Genomic DNA, 20,049 nt, shown 5'->3' with positions numbered 1-20,049 from the left:
TGGAGCGGGAGACGAGTCTCGAACTCGCGACCTCAACCTTGGCAAGGTTGCGCTCTACCAACTGAGCTACTCCCGCATTGTCATGCGTACTACCAATCCATCAACTTCTTAAAACTTCGCTGCTGGGCTAGTGCCGTAGCAGCGAGAAGGAGATTATGTCTAAACGTCGATTCAGTGTCAAGCACCTGCACTGAAAATTTGTGAAGTATTTTCTCCTTCACTGCGCGGATCGCGCGTCTATCCCGCATTTTCAGGGACTTACGCTCACATCTGCGCGCCGCCACGCTCGCGAATCTGCGGCCACGCGCGGCGCAGATAGTACAGCATCGACCACAAGGTCAGCACCGCCGCCACGTAGATGAGCCACGTGCCCCAGAAGCGCGAGTCGAAACGCAGACCGTTCCATGCCACCGTGCCGTTGAACAGCAACAGCGGAATCGCCACCATCTGCGCCGCCGTCTTGATCTTGCCCAGTTGATGCACCGCCACGCTGCGCGACGCGCCAATTTGCGCCATCCACTCGCGCAACGCCGAAATCGTGATTTCCCGACCGATGATGATCAGTGCCACCAGCGCATTGATCCGGCCCATCTGCAACAGCATCAGCAGCGCCGCCGCCACCATCAGCTTGTCGGCCACCGGGTCCAGGAATGCGCCGAATGCCGACGTCTGGTTCCAGCGACGCGCCAGAAACCCATCGAACCAGTCCGTCAGCGCCGCCAGCACGAACACCGCGCACGCGACCCAGTTCATCTCGACCGATGACAACCAGGTCGTCGGCAAATAGTAGACGCCGACCACCAGCGGGATCAGCACGATCCGAAGCCAGGTCAGGAAGATGGGGACATTAAAAGGCATGGCAGCATGAGTTCGGCAAACAGCGGTCGACACACGGCGCGCTCGGCAGCCGTACCAGACCCGCATTGTGCCGTGTCTGCCCCGCAGCGACAAGGCCGAGGCACCTCACGCCTGTTGACATGTGCGCCGGTGTGCCCCTATCTTGCTCGCAACATCCCGCCAATAGCGCCGATCTCGTGAAACTGCCCCGGCCCCTGCCCGCCCTGCGTGGTGCCCTGCACCGCCCCGTGCTCTCCGCGCACATCGTCATCGCGGCGCTGGTCGGCATCGACGGCCTGCTGCTCGTCGCGTCTGTCCTCCTGCGCGTGCCCGGCTCGCTGCTCATCGACCTGTTCGTGCGCGGCGACATCTCCGCGCTGGAGCGCATCGAAGCCACCCATTTGCCCCGCCTGCTGTTCGGCCTGAACGCCATCGAGCGCATCGACTTCTCGCATCTGCCCCGCGCGCTCGTCGGTCTGGCGCTGGTCGCGCTCGCCTGCGGGCTCGTCATCCGCGCACGCACCGCCTGGGCGTTCACGCTGGTGATGCTCGTGCTCGCCGCCACGATCAACTTCCACCTCAACATCCGCTTCGATCTGACGTTCGTCCTTTCGCTCGTCTGCTTCGGCCTGCTGCTCTGGTACTGGCGTGAGTTTGACCGGGCAAGCTTTGCCGCCGCCACGCTCTACACGCTCGTGGCGGTGTTCGCGCTAGTGGTCTACGCGACGTTCGGCACGATGTATCTGGGGCGCGAATTCAAGCCGAACGTCACCGATCTGGCGACCGCCTTCTACTTCGCCATCGTCACGATGACGACCGTCGGTTATGGCGACATCGTGCCCATCTCGACAGACGCGCGCCTGTTCACCGCCTCGGTCATCATCTTCGGGATCAGCGTGTTCGCCACATCGCTCACGGTCGTCATCGGCCCGCTGGTGGGGGGCAACCTCAAGAAAATTCTCGCCGGGAGATTCACACACGTGATACGAAAGAACCACTTCATCGTGGCCGGCGCCTCGCCGCTTGCCGTCAACGTTCACCACGAACTCACCAAGCGCGGCTGGCCGGTGACGGTCATCATCGCAAGCGGTGTCGACAACCCGTATCCGGAAGGCGCGGATGTCATGCACGGCGACGCCAGCGATAACACCGTGCTCACGCAAGCCGGGATCGATCACGCGAGAGCCGTGCTCGCCTTGCGGGCGGACGATTCGGAAAACGCCTTCATCGTGCTTGCCGCCAAGGAGATCGCACCGAAAGTTCGCACGATTGCGTCGGTCAACGACAGCAAGCATCTGAGCAAACTCAAGCGCGTGCAGCCGGATATGATCTTCGCGCCGCCGGTCGTCGGCGGTGAACTCCTCGCGCGCACGCTATCCGGGGAGACGGTCGACAACGAGACCGTCATGCGCCTGCTGTTTCACGGCGACACGTGATGTGAAGTGATGTGGCGTGGCGTCGTGCCATTCGAGACGACGACGCAGCCAGCGCCGTGATCGCGCCCGCACCGTTGGCGTTGCGCGCAACGGCGAGGCGGTTCCAGTGTGCCTCCACGGATTCGCGGTACGCGTTCTATCGACTGACGCCAATGGCAATCAGTGAAGCTGACGGTAGATCTGTTCGGCGAGGGTCGTGGAAATGCCTTCGACGCTGGCCAGTTCGTCGACGCTTGCCGACGCCACCCCCTGCAAACCGCCGAAGCGCATCAGCAAGCGCTGACGTCGCTTCGCGCCAATCCCCTCGATCTCCTCAAGTCGCGACGTCTGACGCGCCTTCGCACGCTTGGCCCGCATGCCGGTGATCGCGAAGCGGTGGGCTTCGTCACGAATCTGCGCGATCAGCATCAGCACGGCGCTCTCGCGGCCCAGCTCCAGCGGCGCCCGGCCGTCGGCAAAAATCAGCGTTTCGAGACCCACTTTGCGTCCCTCGCCCTTCGCCACGCCGACCAGACGGCCGATGTCGATACCCAACTCGACGAACACCTGACGCGCGACCTCCACCTGCCCCTTGCCGCCGTCAATCAGCACCAGTTGCGGCAGGCTGGCTTCGACATCGGAGACGTCCGGCTTACCGGATGCCGTCGATGCCGTCACGTCAGTCGCCTCGCCATCCGCAACGACCGAAGTCTCGGCCTCGGCACGCGCGACATCGGCCGCGACCGATGACGGGTCGGCCGCATCGGCCAACGCCACTGAAGCCGCCGACGCCGCCTCCATCAGACGGCCATATCGCCGCGTGAGCACCTGACGCATCGCCGCGTAGTCGTCGCCCGGCGTAATGCCAGCGATGTTGTAGCGCCGGTACTCGCTCGTCTGCATCTTGTGATGATGGAAGACGACGCACGACGCCTGCGTGGCTTCGCCCTGCGTATGGCTGATGTCGAAGCACTCGACGCGCAGTAACGCCGGATCGTCGATATCGAGCCCGATCGTCTGCACCAGATCACGCGTTCGCGCCTGCTGGCTGCCTTGCTCGGTCAACAGACGCGTCAGTGCCAGTTGCGCCCCCTGCTGCGCCATGTCGAGCCACGCGCGACGTTGTCCCTGCGGTTGCCGCACCATCGCAATACGACGGCCGGCCTGCTCAGACAATGCGGCCAGCAACTCGTCGTTGGGCAATGCGTGGCTCACGACCAGCACCGGGGGCACCGACTGCCCCAGATAGTGCTGCGCGACGAAGGCTTCGAGCAGTCGCGATTCAAGCGACGCCGATGGCGTATCCGACGGCATCTCGCCAGCGATCTCGCCTTCGTTGAGGGTCGCGTCCTTCGGCGGGTCGCCCGATGCGTCCTGCGCCAGCACTTCGTCTTCCTCGAACTCGTCGGCAATGCCACCTTCGACACCGCGCTCAACGTGCGCTGGGAAATGCGCCTTGTCGCCCAGATGACGTCCGCCGCGCACCATCGCGAGGTTCACGCATGCGCGCCCGCCCGCGTAGGCGACGGCCAGAATGTCGGCATCGACATCCCCCGCCGTCTCGACGGATTGCTGCTGGAGAACACCGGACAACGCCTGCATCTGATTGCGTACCACCGCCGCCTGCTCGAACTGAAGCGCCTCGGCATACGTCATCATCTTGGCTTCCAGCGCGCCGAGCACCTCGTTCTGTCGTCCGGAGAGGAATGCCGCAGCGTTTTGCACGTCGCGCGCGTAGTCCTCGTCCGTAATCGCCCCCACGCAGGGCGCGCTGCATCGCTCGATCTGATTCAGCAGACAAGGCCGCGTGCGGTTCGAGAAGACGGAGTCTTCGCACGTCCGCAATTGGAAGACCTTTTGCAGAATCTGGATGCTTTCGCGCACCGCCCATGCGCTCGGGAATGGTCCGAAATATTGCCCACGACGATCCACCGAACCCCGGTAGTAAGCCATGCGCGGGTATTTGTGCTGCGTGAGTTTGAGGAACGGATACGACTTGTCGTCGCGAAACAGGATGTTGTAACGCGGATGCAGCGCCTTGATCAGATTGTTCTCAAGCAGCAGCGCCTCGGTTTCCGAGCGCGTCACGGTCGTTTCGAGCTTCGCGATACGCGCGACCATCAACGCGATACGCGGTGAAAGCTGCGTCTTGTTGAAGTAGCTCGATACGCGCTTCTTGAGATTGCGCGCTTTGCCTACGTAGAGGACGTTGCCCGCTGCGTCGTAGTAACGATAAACGCCCGGCAGGTTCGGCAATTGCGCGAGGACCTTGCGGGCGTCGAACAGTGGGGCATCGTTGGCGTCGCCGGTTTGGGAAGCGGCGTCGGCGCCATCGACGTTACCGGCTTTGCGTGCGCGCGTCGTCTTGCTGGCCCTGGCCGGTTTTGTGGTGACCGGTGCGTCGCTCGCCGCGGCCGTCGTGCCCGTCGCGACCACTTCGGCCGCATCGGTCGCCTTAGCGGTCCCGGTGGGTTCGACGACACCGGTGTCAGACAGCGCGACGGAATCGTCGACCGACGCCGACGTCTTCGTCGGCTGAGCGACGGTCTTCCCCGACTCGGCTTGAGCGGCTCTGGCTTTGCGGGACTTGCGCGGCGGCGTGACGTCGTGGGCGTCTTCGGTCATGAACTGTGGCGATCGGTGCGTCCCCGGGAAACGGCGCGATACGACGGCAGCGGTGACACCGGCGCCGGTGTTTGCACCGGGCGCGTCGCCGCAAGACGACATCGTCACGCGTCACAGGGACTAAAATCAGGAGTTTAGACCAATCCGCGTTTCCGCTTCTCAATGTCCCTGCCTGTCACGCCGTCCTCCGTCGCCCCGATCTCAGGCGCCCTTCCTCCGGTACCGCGCTGCGATCTGTTCTGCACGGTCGTCGACAATTTCGGCGATATCGGCGTGTGCTGGCGGCTTGCACGTCAACTCGTGCGCGAGCACGGCTGGTCGGTCCGGCTGTGGGTCGACGACCTCGCGAGCTTCCGCTATCTGCGCCCTGACATCGACCCGACGTCACCCCGGCAGCGCTGCGACGGCATCGACGTACGTCGCTGGGATGCCGACTTCGGTGCCATCACCGACGACAACGCTCCCGGCGACATCGTCATCGAAGCCTTCGCCTGCTACCTTCCGGACAACTACATCCAGGCGATGCACGCCCGCAAGCAAGCCGGTCGCGCGCCGATCTGGATCAACCTCGAATACCTGAGCGCGGAAGCATGGGTCGACGACTTTCATTTGCAGAAGTCGGTCCATCCGCAACTGGGGCTCGTCAAAACGTTCTTCCTGCCCGGCTTTACGCCCCGTACGGGTGGACTCGCCCGCGAGCGCGAGTTGTTCTCTCGTCGTGACGCTTTTCTCGCGTCTGACGACCTGCGCAACGCATGGTGGCAACGTACGCTGGGGCTGCCCGCCGCACCGCAGGATGCGTTGGTCGTCTCGCTCTTCGCGTACGAGAACGCGGCGCTACCGGGACTGCTCGCCCAGTGGGCGGCCAGCCAGACGCCTATCGCCTGTCTTGTGCCCCAGGGGCGTATCGCCCCCGCCGTTGGCGAGTGGTTCGGCCGCGAGGCGTTCGCGCCGGGAGAATCGGCCACGCGCGGAGCGCTGACGGTGTACGGCTTGCCTTTCGTCCCGCAAACTGAATTCGACGCTCTGCTCTGGGCCTGCGATCTCAATTTCGTACGCGGCGAGGACTCGTTCGTCCGGGCGCAATGGGCCGCCAAGCCATTCGTCTGGCATATCTATCCGCAGGACGAAAATGCGCATCACGTGAAGCTCGACGCGTTCCTCGAACGCTACCTGGACGGCACGACGCCCCCGCTCGAACATGGTGCGCGAGAGGCCTTGCGCACCTTCTGGCACCTCTGGAACGGTTACGCGAGCACGGCGCCCGACTGGGCAGCGCTGGCGTCTGCCTTACCCGCGCTGCACCGCCATGCGCAGGCATGGGCGCAGGCTCAGGCGAGCCTCCCGGACCTTGCGCGACAGTTGGCAAGCTTCGCGGAAAATCAGGTAAAATAGCTGGTTTTTCAACGCTTTGCTGCTGAACCTGCTGCCCCGGAGACCGTTCCGGGCGGACGCGGGAATCAAGCGGCGAATGGGCGTATGGAAGCGCTCAACAAGCGGCAAATCGCTTATTTCGTCACAGGATCTCGTTTTTTATGAAAACCGCTCAAGAACTCCGCGTCGGTAACGTCTTCATTCTCGAGAATGAACCGAACGTCGTGCTCCGCACCGAATTCGTCAAGTCGGGCCGCAACTCCAGCATGGTCAAGCTGAAGTACAAGAAGCTGCTGAAGGAAGGCCGTGGCGAATTCACGTACAAGGCAGACGAAAAGTTCGACACCGTCACGCTCGACAAGAAGGAAGTGACGTACTCGTACTTCGCCGATCCGATGTACGTGTTCATGGACGCTGAGTACAACCAGTACGAAGTCGAAGCGGAAAACATGGACAACGCGATCAAGTACCTTGAAGCCGACATGCCGTGCGAAGTCGTGTTCTACAACGAGAAGGCTATCTCGGTCGAACTGCCGACCACGCTCGTGCGCAAGGTCGAGTACACCGAACCGGCCGTCAAGGGCGACACGTCGTCGGGCCGCGTTCTGAAGAACGCCAAGATCAACGACCTGCTGGAAATTCAGGTGCCGCTGTTCGTCAACACCGACGACATGATCGAAATCGACACGCGTACCGACGAATACAAGAGCCGCGTCTAATCGACGGCTTGTGAGCGCGGCGCCTTCGGGTGTCGGGCTCGTCAGGTAACAAAAAAGCGCTCGTCCCTTCGGGGTCGAGCGCTTTTTGTTTGAGTGGCCGGGTTTGCGTTTCGTTACCCGCCGAACGTCTCTGCGATCAAACGCTTCGCCGCCTGATATTCCGGCTGCGCCAGCATCTTCTCCCAGCCATGCACCTTGCCACGGCCCTGGAGATGTTTGATACGACGCTGCGAGACCGTGTCGGCGACCGGCTTCATCTCGCGCAGCAGGCGATCCGCCTTCTCCGGACTATTGCAGATGAGCACCATGTCGCAGCCGGCATCCAGTGCTGCATGCGCTGCCGTCACGACATCGCCCGCCGCGCTCGCCCCTTGCATCGACAGATCGTCGCTGAAAATCACGCCGTCGAACCCGTACTTGCCTCGCAGGATTTCTTTCAGCCATTTGGCCGAAAAACCTGCCGGATTCGGATCGACCTGCGGATAGATCACGTGCGCCGGCATCACGGCCGAAAGCGACATCCCCAGCCAGTCGTACGGCTGCGCGTCGACGGCAAGAATCTCGTCGAGCGAACGCTCGTCGACGGGAATCTCGTGATGCGAATCGGCAGCCACGAAACCGTGCCCCGGGAAATGCTTGCCGCAGTTCGCCATCCCGGCCAGCAGCAATCCGTGATTGAGGCTCTTGGCCAGCATGGCCACAACGCGCGGATCGCTGTCGAATGCACGGTCGCCAATCACGGTGGACGTGCCGTAATCGAGATCCAGCACCGGCGTGAAACTCAGGTCGATGTCACACGCCCGCAGTTCCGACGCCAGCACGTAACCCACAGCCGTCGTCACGCGCGTCGCCTTGAACACGTCGTCATGCCAGAGCTTGCCCAACTTGCCCATTGCGGGCAGATGCGTGAAGCCATCGGTACGGAAGCGCTGCACGCGTCCGCCTTCGTGATCGACCGCGATCAGAATGTCGTCGCGCACGTCGCGAATCTGCTTCGTGAGCGAACACAGTTGTGCACGATCGTCGAAGTTGCGGGCGAACAGAATGACACCCCCGGTCAACGGATGGTCGATGCGACGGATGTCATCTTCGCTGAGGGTCAGCCCGACGACGTCCAGCATCACCGGGCCCGGCCTGCGCTTCGTCATTACGTTTTCTCCGATGCAATATGGCTTGCGTTGCTTGAGTTATCCAAATGGCGCGAGGCGATCGCAAACGCGACCGCATAGTCTTTTTCGTCGGTGATCGAGATCTCGATCGACAGTTGCCGGTCCGCCAGCCACTGCACCAACTCGCCGGACGCCACGACCACCGGCTTGCCCGACGGCGCGTTGAGCGTCTGTACCGCGCGCCACGTCATCGGCCAGCGCATGCCGAGGCCGATGGCCTTCGACACCGCCTCCTTCGCGGCGAACCGCGTGCACAGGTAGGCGAGTCCGCGTACCTCGGAGCGCTTCTGACGGGCGTAATAAACCTTGAGTTCCTCGGGCCCCAGCACGCGCTCGGCAAATCGGCCCTTGGTGCGCGTCATGACGCCGACCACCCGGCTGATTTGCAAAATGTCGGTGCCGACACCGTAGATCCCTGTCGCACCTTGCGCCGGGGCGACAACGTGCCCGCGCTGCACCGACGTATCCGGCGTATCCGGCGATGCAGACGCGTCGGACGGGGTGGACGAGGCCGACGAAGCCGACGAAATGGGCTGGGAGGACGAGGGTGTCGTATCGCTCATGAGTCTCGCGTCGCGTTATCGCAAATTCAGCGCTGGCGAAAAGAAAAGTCGCACGCTCAACCGCGCGCCGCGATACGGCTGGCCACCATGATGGCCTTCATCTCGCGCACCGCATTTTCCCAGCCGGCGAACAGTGCATGCGCAACGATGGCGTGGCCGATGTTCAACTCGGAAATGCCTTCGATCGCGGCGATCGGCTGCACGTTTTCGTAATGCAGACCGTGGCCAGCGTTGACACGCAACCCGAGCGACACGCCCAGCGCGACCGCACGCTCGATGCGGGCAAACTCCGCCTCACGCGTCGCTTCGTCGTGCGCTTCGGCGTAACGCCCCGTGTGCAGTTCGACCACCGGCGCGCCCATGCGTGCGGCAGCTTCAATCGCCGCTGCATCCGGATCGATGAAGAGCGACACGCGGCTACCCGCTTCGCCGAGTTGCTGCGTTGCCGCCGCGATACGGTCGTACAGCCCCACGACATCCAGACCGCCTTCGGTCGTCAACTCCTGACGGCTCTCAGGCACCAGGCAGACATCGTGCGGCTTCACGCTGCACGCAATCTTCAGCATCTCTTCCGTGACCGCACATTCGAGGTTCATGCGCGTGATCAGCTTGTCGCGCAGATTCGTCACGTCCTCGTCGCGAATGTGGCGACGGTCTTCGCGCAGATGCAGCGTAATGACATCGGCGCCCGCCTCTTCAGCCAGCAATGCGGCCCGGATCGGGTCGGGATACTGCGTACCGCGCGCATTGCGCACCGTCGCAACGTGATCGATGTTCACCCCGAGGTCGATGGGGTTGCCTTGGAAGAAGAGGCTCATAGTTTTTGCAGGTCGAGCAGGATCTGCCGGGTGTTGAGCGGCACGCCGCCCAAATGGTGGTTGAGAAGAAAGCGCATGAGCAGCTTGCTTTGCTGCACGGTCTGCGCCCGTGAATAATCGTCTTGCTCCATGTCGAGCAGTGTCTGGCCGATGACCACGGGCCAGTCCGACGGCTCGTCGCCACGCGCCGGACGCACACCCCAGTCGGGATGAAACACGTAACGGCGATCCGACGTGACCTTGCCGCGCGTTTGCGTGCAACGGTCGAACGCCACGGCATAGCCGGTCTCGCGCAACAGCACGCGCTCGAACGCGCGCAGGATGATACCTGCCGGCTCGCCGTGCGCCAGATGATGGAGTGTCGTCAGATAGTGCTGGAACAGTTTGTCGTGCGGATCGTCGCGCGCACAAAACTTCACCAGCAGTTCGTTCAGATAGAAGCCCGAGAGCAACGCGTCGCCTTCCAGCGGACGCAACCCGCCCACCCACTCGGCTTTCGTCAGCGTACGCAGCTCGCCTTTTCCCAGCCAGGCCAGCGAGAGCGGCTGAAAGGTCTGAAGCACGCCGCGCAGCGCGGAATGCGGGCGCTTCGCGCCCTTCGCAACCAACGCGATACGGCCGTGATCTCGCGTGAGCACGTCGATGATCAGGCTGGTTTCGCGGTAGGGATAACTATGGAGCACAAAGCCGGGTTGTTCCGTCACCCGGCTCTGCTCGCGCTCGGCCACCCGGGCGGGTGACGGCGCACGCCGAACACGCTTGGTTTCGCGTTTGGTATCACGACCGGCGTTCTCGGCATTAGCCTCGGCCTGCTGAAAGGCTTCCGAGGCTTCGTCGTCCACGGCGCGTGAGCGCGGACTACGGGACTGACGCGTGGGCCGTGCCCCGGTCGCCGACGACGAGGACCCACGCGACGTTCGCGGCGCGTTGCCCGCCGGGGTTACCTCGGCGGGTGCAGCGATGTCGTCGTGTGAGGTTTCGAGCTCACTCGTAGCCATATGCCCGCAGGCCGGCTTCGTTGTCGGCCCAGCCGCCCTTCACTTTGATCCAGACTTCCAGATACACCGGCCCATCGAAAAGCTTCGCCATATCCAGACGCGCATCGGTCGAAATCTGCTTGAGCTTCGCGCCCTTGTTACCGATGATCATTGCCTTGTGGTTATCGCGATCGACCAGAATCGTCGCGAAGATACGGCGCAGATTTCCTTCCACCTCGAACTTGTCGATGATGACCGTGCTCGTGTACGGCAACTCGTCGCCGGTCCAGCGGAACACCTTCTCGCGCAGAATCTCTGCCGCCATGAAGCGTTCGCTGCGATCGGTCAGATCGTCCTCGCCATAGATCGGATCGCCTTCGAGCAGATACGGACGCAGCACGCCGAGCAGGCGCTTGATGTCATCCGCACGCTTCGCGGACAGCGGCACGATTTCCCGGAAATCCCGCACTTCACCCACCTTGCGCAGGAACGGCAGCATTTCCGCCTTGTCGTTGATGCGATCGAGTTTGTTGACGATGAGCAGCACCGGCGTGGTCTCCGGCAACAGCTTGAGCACCTTCTCGTCGTCCGGCCCGAAATTCCCCGCCTCGATCACGAACATCACGACATCGACGCTCGAGAGCGTGGACGTGACCGCACGATTGAGCGAGCGGTTCAGTGCCGTGGCGTGACGTGTCTGGAACCCCGGCGTGTCGACGAAGATGTACTGCGCATCTTCCGTGGTGTTGATGCCGGTAATGCGATGTCGCGTCGTCTGCGCCTTGCGCGACGTAATGCTGATCTTCTGACCGACGAGGGCGTTGAGCAACGTCGACTTGCCGACGTTCGGACGCCCGACGATCGCCACGGTACCGCAGCGAAAATCCGTCTTATCGTTCATGTTTGGAAACTCTCTTGAAAAGGGGCAGCGCGTTGCGCTCTCCCCCGAATGGGACTCAGGCGGCTGCCGGAGGCTGCTTGGCGGCGTCGGCCTTCTCTGCCGGCTTGTCGGCAGCTTTTTCGACAGCCTTCTCCGAAGGTTTTTCCGCCGGCTTGTCGGCGGGCGCTGCCGTGCCGCGCGGCGCAGCGTGGCTCGACGCTGTCATCGCCGGTGCCGCTAATGATCCCGCTGCGGCATCACGCGCGTCCTTCGGCTCTCGCGACTCCTTGATGTCCTTCGCGTCTTTCACTTCGACTTGCTGTGCCGCCGTGGCGTTCGTGGCACTCGCCGCCTTCTCTGCCTTTTTCGCTTCGGAAGCCGCGGCCTTCGCAGCACGCTTTTTCGCCGCCTTGGCGCTCTTCTCGGCCTTCGGCTTGGTCAGCGCGGGCATCTTCTGCACCTCTTCCAGCGCCTTCTTGGCAGCGGCTTGCTCCGCCGCCCGGCGGCTCGCGCCCGAGCCACCGACCTTGATGTCGAGCTTCGGCACCGTGCACTCCACCTCGAACTGCTGGTTGTGTGCCGCGCCGTGCGTGGCGATCACCGTGTACTGCGGCAGTGCGATCTTGTGCCCTTGCAGATATTCCTGGAGCAGCGTCTTGGCGTCTTTGCCGAGCGTCTTCGGATCGACGTGTTCGAGCACCGGCGTGTAAAGACGCTCGATGACCGCGTAGGCCGCTTCGAATCCACCGTCGAGGTACATGGCGCCGAACAGGGCTTCGAGGGTATCGGCCAGAATCGACGGGCGACGGAAACCGCCGCTCTTGAGCTCGCCTTCGCCCAGGCGAAGGAAATCGGAAACACCAAGCGTCTGCGCGATCTCGTACAACGACTGTTGCTTCACGAGATTGGCACGCACACGAGAGAGGTCGCCTTCGTCGAGCTTGCCGTAGCGACGGAACAGAATCGCTGCGACCGAACAATTCAGAATGGAATCGCCGAGAAACTCCAGCCGCTCATTGTTGGCGGCACTATGGCTACGGTGCGTCAGTGCTTGGCAAAGCAATTCCGCATCGTGGAAACGGTACTGGAGGCGTTCTTCCAGTTGGTTCAGTGATTGAGGCATGGCGCAAGTATAGCGCGACGCTCCCGCCCCGGCGTGCGTCGTCGCCAAGAAACGACGGGCTTTACCCCCGTCCAGCGGGCTTTTCGGACTCACGTGAGAGCAGTGGATCGGACAATACCGAGGTCAGGACAGACGCTTCCCATCGGTAGTCACCCCCCGTCGCATCTTTTATTTCTTATTTGAAAATAATAATGCGGAAATCGACGAAATTGCGTCAATTTCCGCATCAATTCAATGCCCATCGAAGGAGACGCTCTCCTCCGGGACATCGAGACTTACTGGAAGCTGCCCAGACGCTTCAGATTCGAGAAGTTCATCCAGATGAAGAATGCGCGGCCGACGATGTTCTGTTCCGGCACAAACCCCCAGTAGCGGCTATCCGCGCTGTTGTCGCGGTTGTCGCCCATCATGAAGTAGTTGCCCGGCGGCACCTTGCAGATCACGCCCTGGCTGTTGTACTGGCAGTTCTGCTTGTTCGGGAAGTCGTCGGCGCCCATGATGTACGGCGGCACGTTCGGATCGTTCAGAATCCGGTTCTTGACGCCGCCCACGGTCTCCTCGAACTGCTTGAAGTAGGCGATGTGTTCGTCGTCGAAGTAATCCGGCAAGGCCGTTTCCGGCACCGGCTCGCCGTTGATCGTGAGCTTCTTGTTCTGATACGCCACGACGTCGCCCGGCACACCGATCACACGCTTGATGTAGTCCATCGACTCATCTTTCGGGTAACGGAACACCACGACATCGCCACGCTTCGGCTCGCCGAGGTCGATGATCTTCTTGTTCACCACCGGCAGACGAATGCCGTAGTCGAACTTGTTCACGAGGATGAAATCGCCGACGAGCAGCGTCGGAATCATCGACCCGGACGGGATCTTGAACGGCTCGACCACGAACGAGCGCAGCACGAACACCGCCAGAATCACCGGGAAGAAGCTGGCCGAATATTCCAGCCACCACGGTTGACGGAGTTTTTCGTCCCGCAACTTCGCACGTGCGCTCGCCAGTGCATTGCCTTCCTGTGCGCCAGAGCCCTGAATGCCGGAACCCTGCAAGGCCAGTTGCTGCTGATCGAACTGCGACACAGCGTCTTGTGCTGCCCGGCGGCGCGCCGGTTGAAACACCAACTTGTCGGCCACCCAGGCCACCCCGGTCACCAGCACCAGGATCAAAAGAATCAGGGCGAAATTCATGCGGGACCCGTCGCTACGTTATTTGTCTTCGACTTGCAAAATGGCAAGGAACGCTTCCTGGGGAATTTCAACGCTCCCCACCTGCTTCATGCGCTTCTTACCTTCCTTCTGTTTCTCGAGCAGCTTCTTCTTACGCGTGATGTCGCCACCATAGCACTTTGCCAACACGTTCTTGCGCAATGCCTTGATGTTTTCACGGGCAATGATGTTCGCACCGATTGCCGCCTGAATCGCCACATCGTACATCTGACGCGGAATGATTTCCCGCATCTTCGATGCGACCTGCGCACCGCGACGACGGCTCTCCGAACGGTGAACGATGATCGACAGCGCGTCGACCTTGTCGCTGTTGATGAGCATGTCGACCTTGACCACATCCGACGCGCGATATTCCTTGAACTCGTAGTCCATCGACGCATAACCGCGCGATACCGACTTCAGACGATCGAAGAAGTCGAGCACGATTTCGGCCATCGGAATTTCATAAATCAGACGGACCTGACGGCCGTGATACTGCATGTCGATCTGAATGCCGCGTTTCTGCTGGCACAACGTCACGACCGAGCCGACGTACTCCTGCGGCATATAGAGGTTCACGGTCACAATAGGTTCGCGAACTTCTTCAATACGGCCCGGATCCGGCATCTTCGACGGGTTTTCCACCGACACGACCGTACCGTCGCGCTCCGTCACCTCATAAATCACGGTCGGCGCCGTGGTGATGAGGTCCATGTCGAACTCGCGCTCCAGACGCTCCTGCACGATTTCCATGTGCAGCAGCCCCAGGAAGCCGCAGCGGAAGCCGAAGCCCAGTGCCTGCGACACTTCCGGTTCGTACTGGAGCGAGGCATCGTTGAGCTTGAGCTTTTCGAGGGATTCGCGCAGCGCATCGTACTGGTTCGCTTCGACCGGGTAGAGGCCGGCGAACACCTGCGGCTTGACTTCCTTGAAGCCTGGCAGCGGCGCCTCGGCCGGCTTGGTCGTCGTCGTGACGGCATGCGTCACCGTATCGCCCACCTTCGCGGCGCCCAGCTCCTTGATGCCCGAGATGATGAAGCCCACCTGACCGGCCGACAGCGACGTACGCTGTTGCGACTTCGGCGTGAAGACACCAACCTGCTCGACCAGATGGCTCGAACCCGTAGCCATCAGATGAATCTTGTCCTTCGGCTTGAGCGTGCCGTTGACCACACGGACCAACATCACCACGCCCACGTAGCTGTCGAACCACGAGTCGATGATCAGCGCCTGCAGCGGTGCATTCGCATCGCCCTTGGGCGGCGGCACCTTGGCGATCAGCGCTTCGAGCACATCCTCCACGCCGAGACCGGTCTTCGCCGAGCATCGCACGGCGTCCGTCGCCTCGATCCCGATGACGTCCTCGATCTCCTGAATCGCGTTTTCCGGCTCCGCCGACGGCAAATCGATCTTGTTGAGCACCGGCACGACTTCCACGCCCAGTTCGATGGCCGTGTAGCAGTTGGCAACGGTCTGCGCTTCCACGCCCTGCGAGGCGTCGACCACAAGCAGCGCGCCTTCGCATGCGGACAGCGAGCGGCTCACTTCGTACGAAAAGTCGACGTGTCCCGGCGTATCGATGAGGTTGAGGTTGTAGACCTTGCCATCGCGCGCCTTGTATTGCAGCGCGGCGGTCTGCGCCTTGATGGTGATGCCACGCTCGCGTTCGAGGTCCATCGAGTCGAGGACCCGCGATTCCATTTCACGATCGGACAAACCGCCGCTAAGCTGGATGATGCGATCGGCCAAGGTGGATTTCCCGTGGTCGATGTGGGCGATGATCGAAAAATTGCGAATATGGTCCATGAGACGGGCTATAGAAAAGTCGGCGCCATCGGATTCGGCTCGGCAGCGGCTTTCGAGAGAATCGGCAAACACGACATTTTAGCCGAAAGCGCACCGATGCCGCCCGGAATCACGTCGCTATTGCATGTTTCGCACGTCATTGACGTTGCAAATGTTTCGCGGCAATACGCTGGAAATGGCGGGAAGGTATAGGAGACGTCCGTGGAAGGCGTGGCAGGCGGGGTCGGTGGCGTCAAGCCGACTGGAACACCGTCGCGACGGCATCGACATCGAATCGATACCGGCACAACTCCCGCTCCCCCAGCGTCAGCACCGGCACGATCTCGTCGTACCGGGCTTCGAGCGCGGGGTCGCTATCGACATCGACGACCGTTACCGAAAAATCCCACGCCGGACGCATCGCTTCGAGCGCCGCAAGCATGTCATCGCACAGATGACACCACTTGCGGCCGTAAAGCGTGAACGCCGGCGCGGTCATGGGCGGAATTACTTGCCGCTCGGCGCGCGCGGGCGCAGCGGCACGAACTGCGTAGCGTCGCCACGGCGCACGAGAATCGGGACCAGACGCTTCGGATCGAGCGCCTTGACCACTTCCTCGAACTGCTTGGCATTGGCAATATCGGCGTCGCCGACGCGCAGGATGATGTCACCCTGCTGAAGCCCCGCGCGCCCCGCCGGACCCTCTGCCAGCTCGACCTGCACGCCGCCTCGCAGCTTCAAGTCCTTCTTCTGCGCTTCCGTCAGATCGGAGACGACCAGGCCCAGCGCATTCGGATGCGGCGTATCCGCGGCCCCACCCTGCGCCTTCGACGCCTTGGGCGTGTCCGTATCAGCCTCGGCAATCGTGATCTTCAGATCCTGATTCTTGCCCTTACGCAACACTTGCAGCGTGGCGCTGGAACCCGGCTTGGTCTCACCGACCATACGCGGCAGATCCGTGGCGTGGTCGACGGGGCGACCCTCGAACTTCATGATGATGTCGCCCGGCTGCACGCCCGCCTTCTCGGCAGGACTGCCCGGCTCGACGCTGCGCACCAGTGCGCCTTGCGCACGCGGCAAGCCCAGCGAATCGGCCACTTCCTTGCTGACTTCGCTGATCGCCACACCGATACGGCCGCGCACGACCTTGCCGGTCTTCTTGAGCTGATCGACCACACGCATGACTTCGTCGATCGGAATCGCGAACGAAATGCCCATGAAACCGCCGGTCTGGCTGTAGATCATCGAGTTGATGCCCACAACCTCACCGCGCATGTTGATGAGCGGGCCGCCCGAATTCCCCGGATTCACCGCAACGTCCGTCTGAATGAACGGCAGATAGTCACCGGTATCGCGGCCCTTGGCCGACACGATGCCCGCCGTTACCGTATTTTCGAGACCGAATGGCGAGCCGATGGCCACCACCCACTCGCCGACACGCAACTTGTTCGAGTCGCCGACGGGCACCGTCGGCAGGTCCTTGGCTTCGACCTTGACCACCGCCACGTCGGTGCGCTTGTCGGCCCCGACCAGCTTCGCCTTGAACTCACGCTTGTCGGTCAGGGTGACGTAAATGCTGTCAGCACCATCGACGACGTGCGCGTTCGTGAGAATGTAGCCGTCGTTCGAGACGATGAAGCCCGACCCCACGCCACTGTTCTGCTCTTCATCCGGCTGTGGCTGGCCACGGCGCGGCGTGCCGCCCTTCGGGCCCGGCTGCTGCGGCATCGGCACGCCGAAGAAACGACGGAACAGCTCGGCCATGTCGTCGTCCATCCCCGGCGGCAAGCCGCGCTGTGAACGGCTGACGCGCTCGGTCGTACGAATGTTCACGACGGCCGGCCCGACACGGTCGACGAGTTGCGTGAAATCGGGAAGATTGCTGACGAGGGGTGCGTTGGACGCCGTTGAACCGCTGCTCGGCGCAGAAGCCGGTGCGGCATAGGCGACGGGCACTCCCGCCAATTGAGCGGCAATGGCGCCGCCGAGGATGACACGAAGCAGGAGAGTCTTCTTCATTGGAAGATCGTGGTGCGCGAAAGTCTCGGAATCCCTGAGGGCAGTGCGGCACCCGACGCATGATCGCGTCTCATAAGCGCCTCGCTGCCCGGACCGCGCCGTTACCGGTCGCGGCCCACCCGACAGCCGGTCACTTCGCCGGCTGCTTGTACTCGATACTGGAGGCGAATTGTTGCAGAGTGGTCTGCGGCACTTCGCCGAGCAAGGTCAGCCAGAAGTCGCCATAGCGCTTGATGAGGATGTTCGTCGCCCCCGCGCTACCGTGGCCTTCCTTGCGCTCACGCGTGGCCGGCTCGATGAACACCGAAAGTCCCGCCATGCCGTCGGAATATACCACCTGCTGGACTTCGAGCGGCTTGCTGTCCGCCGAGGAACGCATCGTGCGGCGCACTTCGCGCACGGCCTTGAATCCCGGCACCTTCTTATCGACGTCGATGCTCCAACCGGCATCGGACAGCCGCGTCGAGGCAATTTGCGGCTTGACGACATGCCAGCCGTGCGTCGCCTGGATCGCGTGCACGATGCGCGCCTTGTCGTTCGGCACGCCGATCGAAATTTGCGAAAACGCCGCCTGCTCCAGCAGATGACCTTCCGCATCGAGCGTCTGCGCACGCAACAACAGGCCGGTATTGCGATCGGCCCACAGGCGATACCCGAAACGGTACTCATCCTTCGGCGAAAGCTCGATCACCATGCAGTCGAAGCCCGCCATTCGTTCGTTCGGCAGCAGCTTCGGCGCGTAATAGTCGAGTACGTCGCGATTGGGCGTGGCGAGCAACGCGGGGAAAGAATCCTTGCTCTCGCGCTTTTCCTGGAAGACGGTCTTCTGCTCGGGAATCAGCGTGTAGACGTCGTCGTTCTGACGAAGAATGCGGCGCTGACGTCCGTCGAGCGTTTCGAGTTCTTCGTACTCGTTCCCCTTATCGGCGAAATGACTGATCTTCGACGAACGCATGGTCGAGCCACGCTGGTAGACGAAGGTGCCGATGTAGTTCTGCGTCTGCGCGGCGCGGTGGATCTTGTTGAGCCAGGCGCTGACTTCACGCTTCTCGATCAACGGATCGGTGGACGGCGCGGACGCCTGGGCCCACGCCTGCGTTTGCAGCGTGGTCGCCAACAGGAAAGCGAACAGGAAGAAAGTGCGCCCGATGGGCGCACGCGGCAAGGATTCGATACTCAGGCGCTGCATTTATTCGTCCGCTTGCGCCGAGGCTCGCATGTAGGGGGAAACGCTCTGGCCGATAGGGGCCGGTGCGTATTGCTGGTGAGCCGCCAGATACTGGTCGAGACGCGCATCGCGCAGCACGATCAGATCGTTCGGCCCGCCGGTGGCGGCACCGTTGGCAGCCACGGCCGCCTGCGGTTGCTGCGAGAGCGCCACACGCGTCAGGCTGGAGCCACCGGCCACGGGAGCCGCCTGAGCGAGCACCTGCGGTTGCGCGCCGCCGGCCGGGTGGTCCTGCAAACGCGGCACCACGACCCACGACAGCGCAGCGACGGCCGCAGCGGCCGCAGCCGTCGGCAGAACGCGGCGCACGCGCAGGAACGGATTGATACGCGTGACGCGCGAGCCGGCAGCTTTCGCATCCGGCGCGGCCACCGCCTGTGCATCAGCCAGCGCGGCCGGTGCGAGCAGGTGCGGCTCAGCGTCGAGACGCGCCGCGAAGGACGCCATGAAGGCAGACTCCGAACGCGGCAGCGTCAATTCATCGGAGCGCAATGCGTCCCCGATCAGGTGGTAGTCGTCCCACAGAGGCCGGCCCGAGGTGTCAGCCTCGTCCAGCAGGGCGGCCAGTTCGTCCGGATCGAATTCCCCGTCCATCAACGCGGAAATCCGCTCGGCTTGCAGCCCCCGCTGCGTTTGCACCGTCGCTGATCCCATGATATCCCCCAACGAAAATAACTTTCCCGGCGGCGCGCTCACCAGCGCTTACCGTCAGGCGTGTCCAGCAGCGGCCTCAGCCGGCTGGCAATCGCTTCACGCGCCCGGAAAATTCGCGAACGGACCGTTCCGATCGGGCACCCCATGGCTTCGGCGATCTCTTCGTAGCTCAGACCCTCGATTTCTCGCAGGGTAATCGCCGTCCGAAGTTCATCGGGCAAAGCCTCCATCGCTGTGTTGACCGTCTGAGCAATCTGCTTGCTCATCAGCATCGACTCAGGCGTGTTGATATCCCTTAGTTGATCGGCCTCGGCAAAAGTTTCCGCTTCTTCAGCGTTCGCTTCAGTCGAAGTCGGTGCACGGCGTCCCTGCGTTGCCAGGTGGTTTTTCGCCGTGTTGACAGCAATACGATACAACCAGGTATAGAACGCCGACTCGCCACGAAATTGCGGCAAGGCGCGGTAGGCCTTGATAAAGGCCTCCTGCGTCACATCCTCTACCTCGGCGGCGTCGCGCACGAGCCGCGATACGAGGCGGATGATCTTGCGGTGATATTTCGCGACCAATAGCTCGAAGGCGGCTTTGTCGCCCTTTTGCACGCGCTCAACGAGCGCCTGGTCGATTTCTCGTTCACTCACCTGATATGGATCCGTAT

General features: G+C 62.4%; 18 protein-coding genes and 1 tRNA gene. 3 read left to right on the top strand and 16 right to left on the bottom strand.

Annotated features, from left to right (window positions below; translation table 11 throughout):
• Positions 1 to 76 (bottom strand) — tRNA-Gly (locus A9762_RS12130).
• 188 nt (positions 77 to 264) lie between these two features.
• Positions 265 to 858: a CDP-diacylglycerol--glycerol-3-phosphate 3-phosphatidyltransferase gene (pgsA, locus tag A9762_RS12125; protein WP_046289661.1), complete on the bottom strand. Its 594-nt coding sequence runs from the start codon at positions 856 to 858 to the stop codon at positions 265 to 267.
• A 176-nt stretch (positions 859 to 1,034) separates the two neighbouring features.
• On the opposite strand from pgsA, the gene kch reads away from it, so the two are divergent.
• Positions 1,035 to 2,273, top strand: coding sequence for a voltage-gated potassium channel protein (gene kch / locus A9762_RS12120; protein ID WP_240493528.1), 1,239 nt, complete (start codon positions 1,035 to 1,037; stop codon positions 2,271 to 2,273).
• A gap of 159 nt (positions 2,274 to 2,432) precedes the next feature.
• On the opposite strand, the gene uvrC is transcribed toward kch, so the two are convergent.
• Positions 2,433 to 4,538, bottom strand: coding sequence for an excinuclease ABC subunit UvrC (gene uvrC / locus A9762_RS12115; RefSeq protein WP_069342295.1), 2,106 nt, complete (start codon positions 4,536 to 4,538; stop codon positions 2,433 to 2,435).
• 501 nt (positions 4,539 to 5,039) lie between these two features.
• Between uvrC and earP the strand changes: the two genes are divergently transcribed.
• Together earP and efp are read left to right on the top strand one after the other, a co-directional pair.
• The gene (gene earP / locus A9762_RS12110) at positions 5,040 to 6,272 is read left to right on the top strand and encodes an elongation factor P maturation arginine rhamnosyltransferase EarP (RefSeq protein ID WP_069342278.1); all 1,233 of its coding nucleotides are present in this window, start codon (positions 5,040 to 5,042) and stop codon (positions 6,270 to 6,272) included.
• A gap of 140 nt (positions 6,273 to 6,412) precedes the next feature.
• Positions 6,413 to 6,970 carry an elongation factor P gene (gene efp, locus A9762_RS12105; RefSeq protein ID WP_069342277.1) on the top strand — a complete coding sequence of 186 codons (558 nt, stop codon included), beginning with the start codon at positions 6,413 to 6,415 and terminating at the stop codon, positions 6,968 to 6,970.
• Between the two features lie 113 nt (positions 6,971 to 7,083).
• Here efp and nagZ read toward each other — a convergent pair whose 3' ends face one another.
• The 13 genes from nagZ to rpoE form a co-directional block, all read right to left on the bottom strand.
• Positions 7,084 to 8,118 (bottom strand): beta-N-acetylhexosaminidase, encoded by a 1,035-nt coding sequence (gene nagZ, locus A9762_RS12100; protein ID WP_069342276.1) that lies wholly within the window; start codon positions 8,116 to 8,118, stop codon positions 7,084 to 7,086.
• Positions 8,118 to 8,597: a holo-ACP synthase gene (gene acpS / locus A9762_RS12095; protein WP_069342294.1), complete on the bottom strand. Its 480-nt coding sequence runs from the start codon at positions 8,595 to 8,597 to the stop codon at positions 8,118 to 8,120. The genes nagZ and acpS overlap by 1 nt, the downstream gene beginning before the upstream one ends.
• 161 nt (positions 8,598 to 8,758) lie before the next feature.
• Positions 8,759 to 9,520 (bottom strand): pyridoxine 5'-phosphate synthase, encoded by a 762-nt coding sequence (gene pdxJ / locus A9762_RS12090; RefSeq protein ID WP_069342275.1) that lies wholly within the window; start codon positions 9,518 to 9,520, stop codon positions 8,759 to 8,761.
• Positions 9,517 to 10,518: a DNA repair protein RecO gene (gene recO, locus A9762_RS12085; protein ID WP_069342274.1), complete on the bottom strand. Its 1,002-nt coding sequence runs from the start codon at positions 10,516 to 10,518 to the stop codon at positions 9,517 to 9,519. The genes pdxJ and recO overlap by 4 nt, the downstream gene beginning before the upstream one ends.
• Positions 10,505 to 11,398: a GTPase Era gene (era, locus tag A9762_RS12080; protein ID WP_069342273.1), complete on the bottom strand. Its 894-nt coding sequence runs from the start codon at positions 11,396 to 11,398 to the stop codon at positions 10,505 to 10,507. Before era ends, recO begins: the two co-directional genes overlap by 14 nt.
• Before the next feature lie 55 nt (positions 11,399 to 11,453).
• Entirely contained in the window at positions 11,454 to 12,500 is a 1,047-nt protein-coding gene (rnc, locus tag A9762_RS12075) for a ribonuclease III (protein WP_083253857.1), read from the bottom strand.
• A gap of 275 nt (positions 12,501 to 12,775) precedes the next feature.
• Complete coding sequence (gene lepB / locus A9762_RS12070; RefSeq protein ID WP_069342272.1) at positions 12,776 to 13,690, bottom strand: signal peptidase I; 915 nt, start codon at positions 13,688 to 13,690, stop codon at positions 12,776 to 12,778.
• 18 nt (positions 13,691 to 13,708) lie between these two features.
• On the bottom strand, positions 13,709 to 15,514 hold the full coding sequence (lepA, locus tag A9762_RS12065) for a translation elongation factor 4 (protein WP_069342271.1): 1,806 nt from the start codon (positions 15,512 to 15,514) through the stop codon (positions 13,709 to 13,711).
• Between the two features lie 232 nt (positions 15,515 to 15,746).
• On the bottom strand, positions 15,747 to 15,992 hold the full coding sequence (locus tag A9762_RS12060) for a glutaredoxin family protein (RefSeq protein ID WP_069342270.1): 246 nt from the start codon (positions 15,990 to 15,992) through the stop codon (positions 15,747 to 15,749).
• A gap of 8 nt (positions 15,993 to 16,000) precedes the next feature.
• Positions 16,001 to 17,512, bottom strand: coding sequence for a DegQ family serine endoprotease (locus A9762_RS12055; RefSeq protein WP_069342269.1), 1,512 nt, complete (start codon positions 17,510 to 17,512; stop codon positions 16,001 to 16,003).
• Positions 17,513 to 17,642: 130 nt separating this feature from the next.
• The gene (locus A9762_RS12050) at positions 17,643 to 18,701 is read right to left on the bottom strand and encodes a MucB/RseB C-terminal domain-containing protein (protein ID WP_069342268.1); all 1,059 of its coding nucleotides are present in this window, start codon (positions 18,699 to 18,701) and stop codon (positions 17,643 to 17,645) included.
• Positions 18,702 to 19,394: a sigma-E factor negative regulatory protein gene (locus tag A9762_RS12045; RefSeq protein WP_069342267.1), complete on the bottom strand. Its 693-nt coding sequence runs from the start codon at positions 19,392 to 19,394 to the stop codon at positions 18,702 to 18,704. It abuts the gene before it with no gap.
• 38 nt (positions 19,395 to 19,432) lie between these two features.
• Complete coding sequence (rpoE, locus tag A9762_RS12040) at positions 19,433 to 20,032, bottom strand: RNA polymerase sigma factor RpoE (protein WP_010805230.1); 600 nt, start codon at positions 20,030 to 20,032, stop codon at positions 19,433 to 19,435.
• Positions 20,033 to 20,049: the final 17 nt, after the last annotated feature.

Origin of the sequence: Pandoraea sp. ISTKB, from assembly GCF_001721285.1 — a bacterium.
Taxonomy (GTDB): Bacteria; Pseudomonadota; Gammaproteobacteria; order Burkholderiales; family Burkholderiaceae; genus Pandoraea; species Pandoraea capi.
Note: the sequence above shows the minus strand (reverse complement) of the source record. Positions and strands in the feature narration are given on the sequence as shown.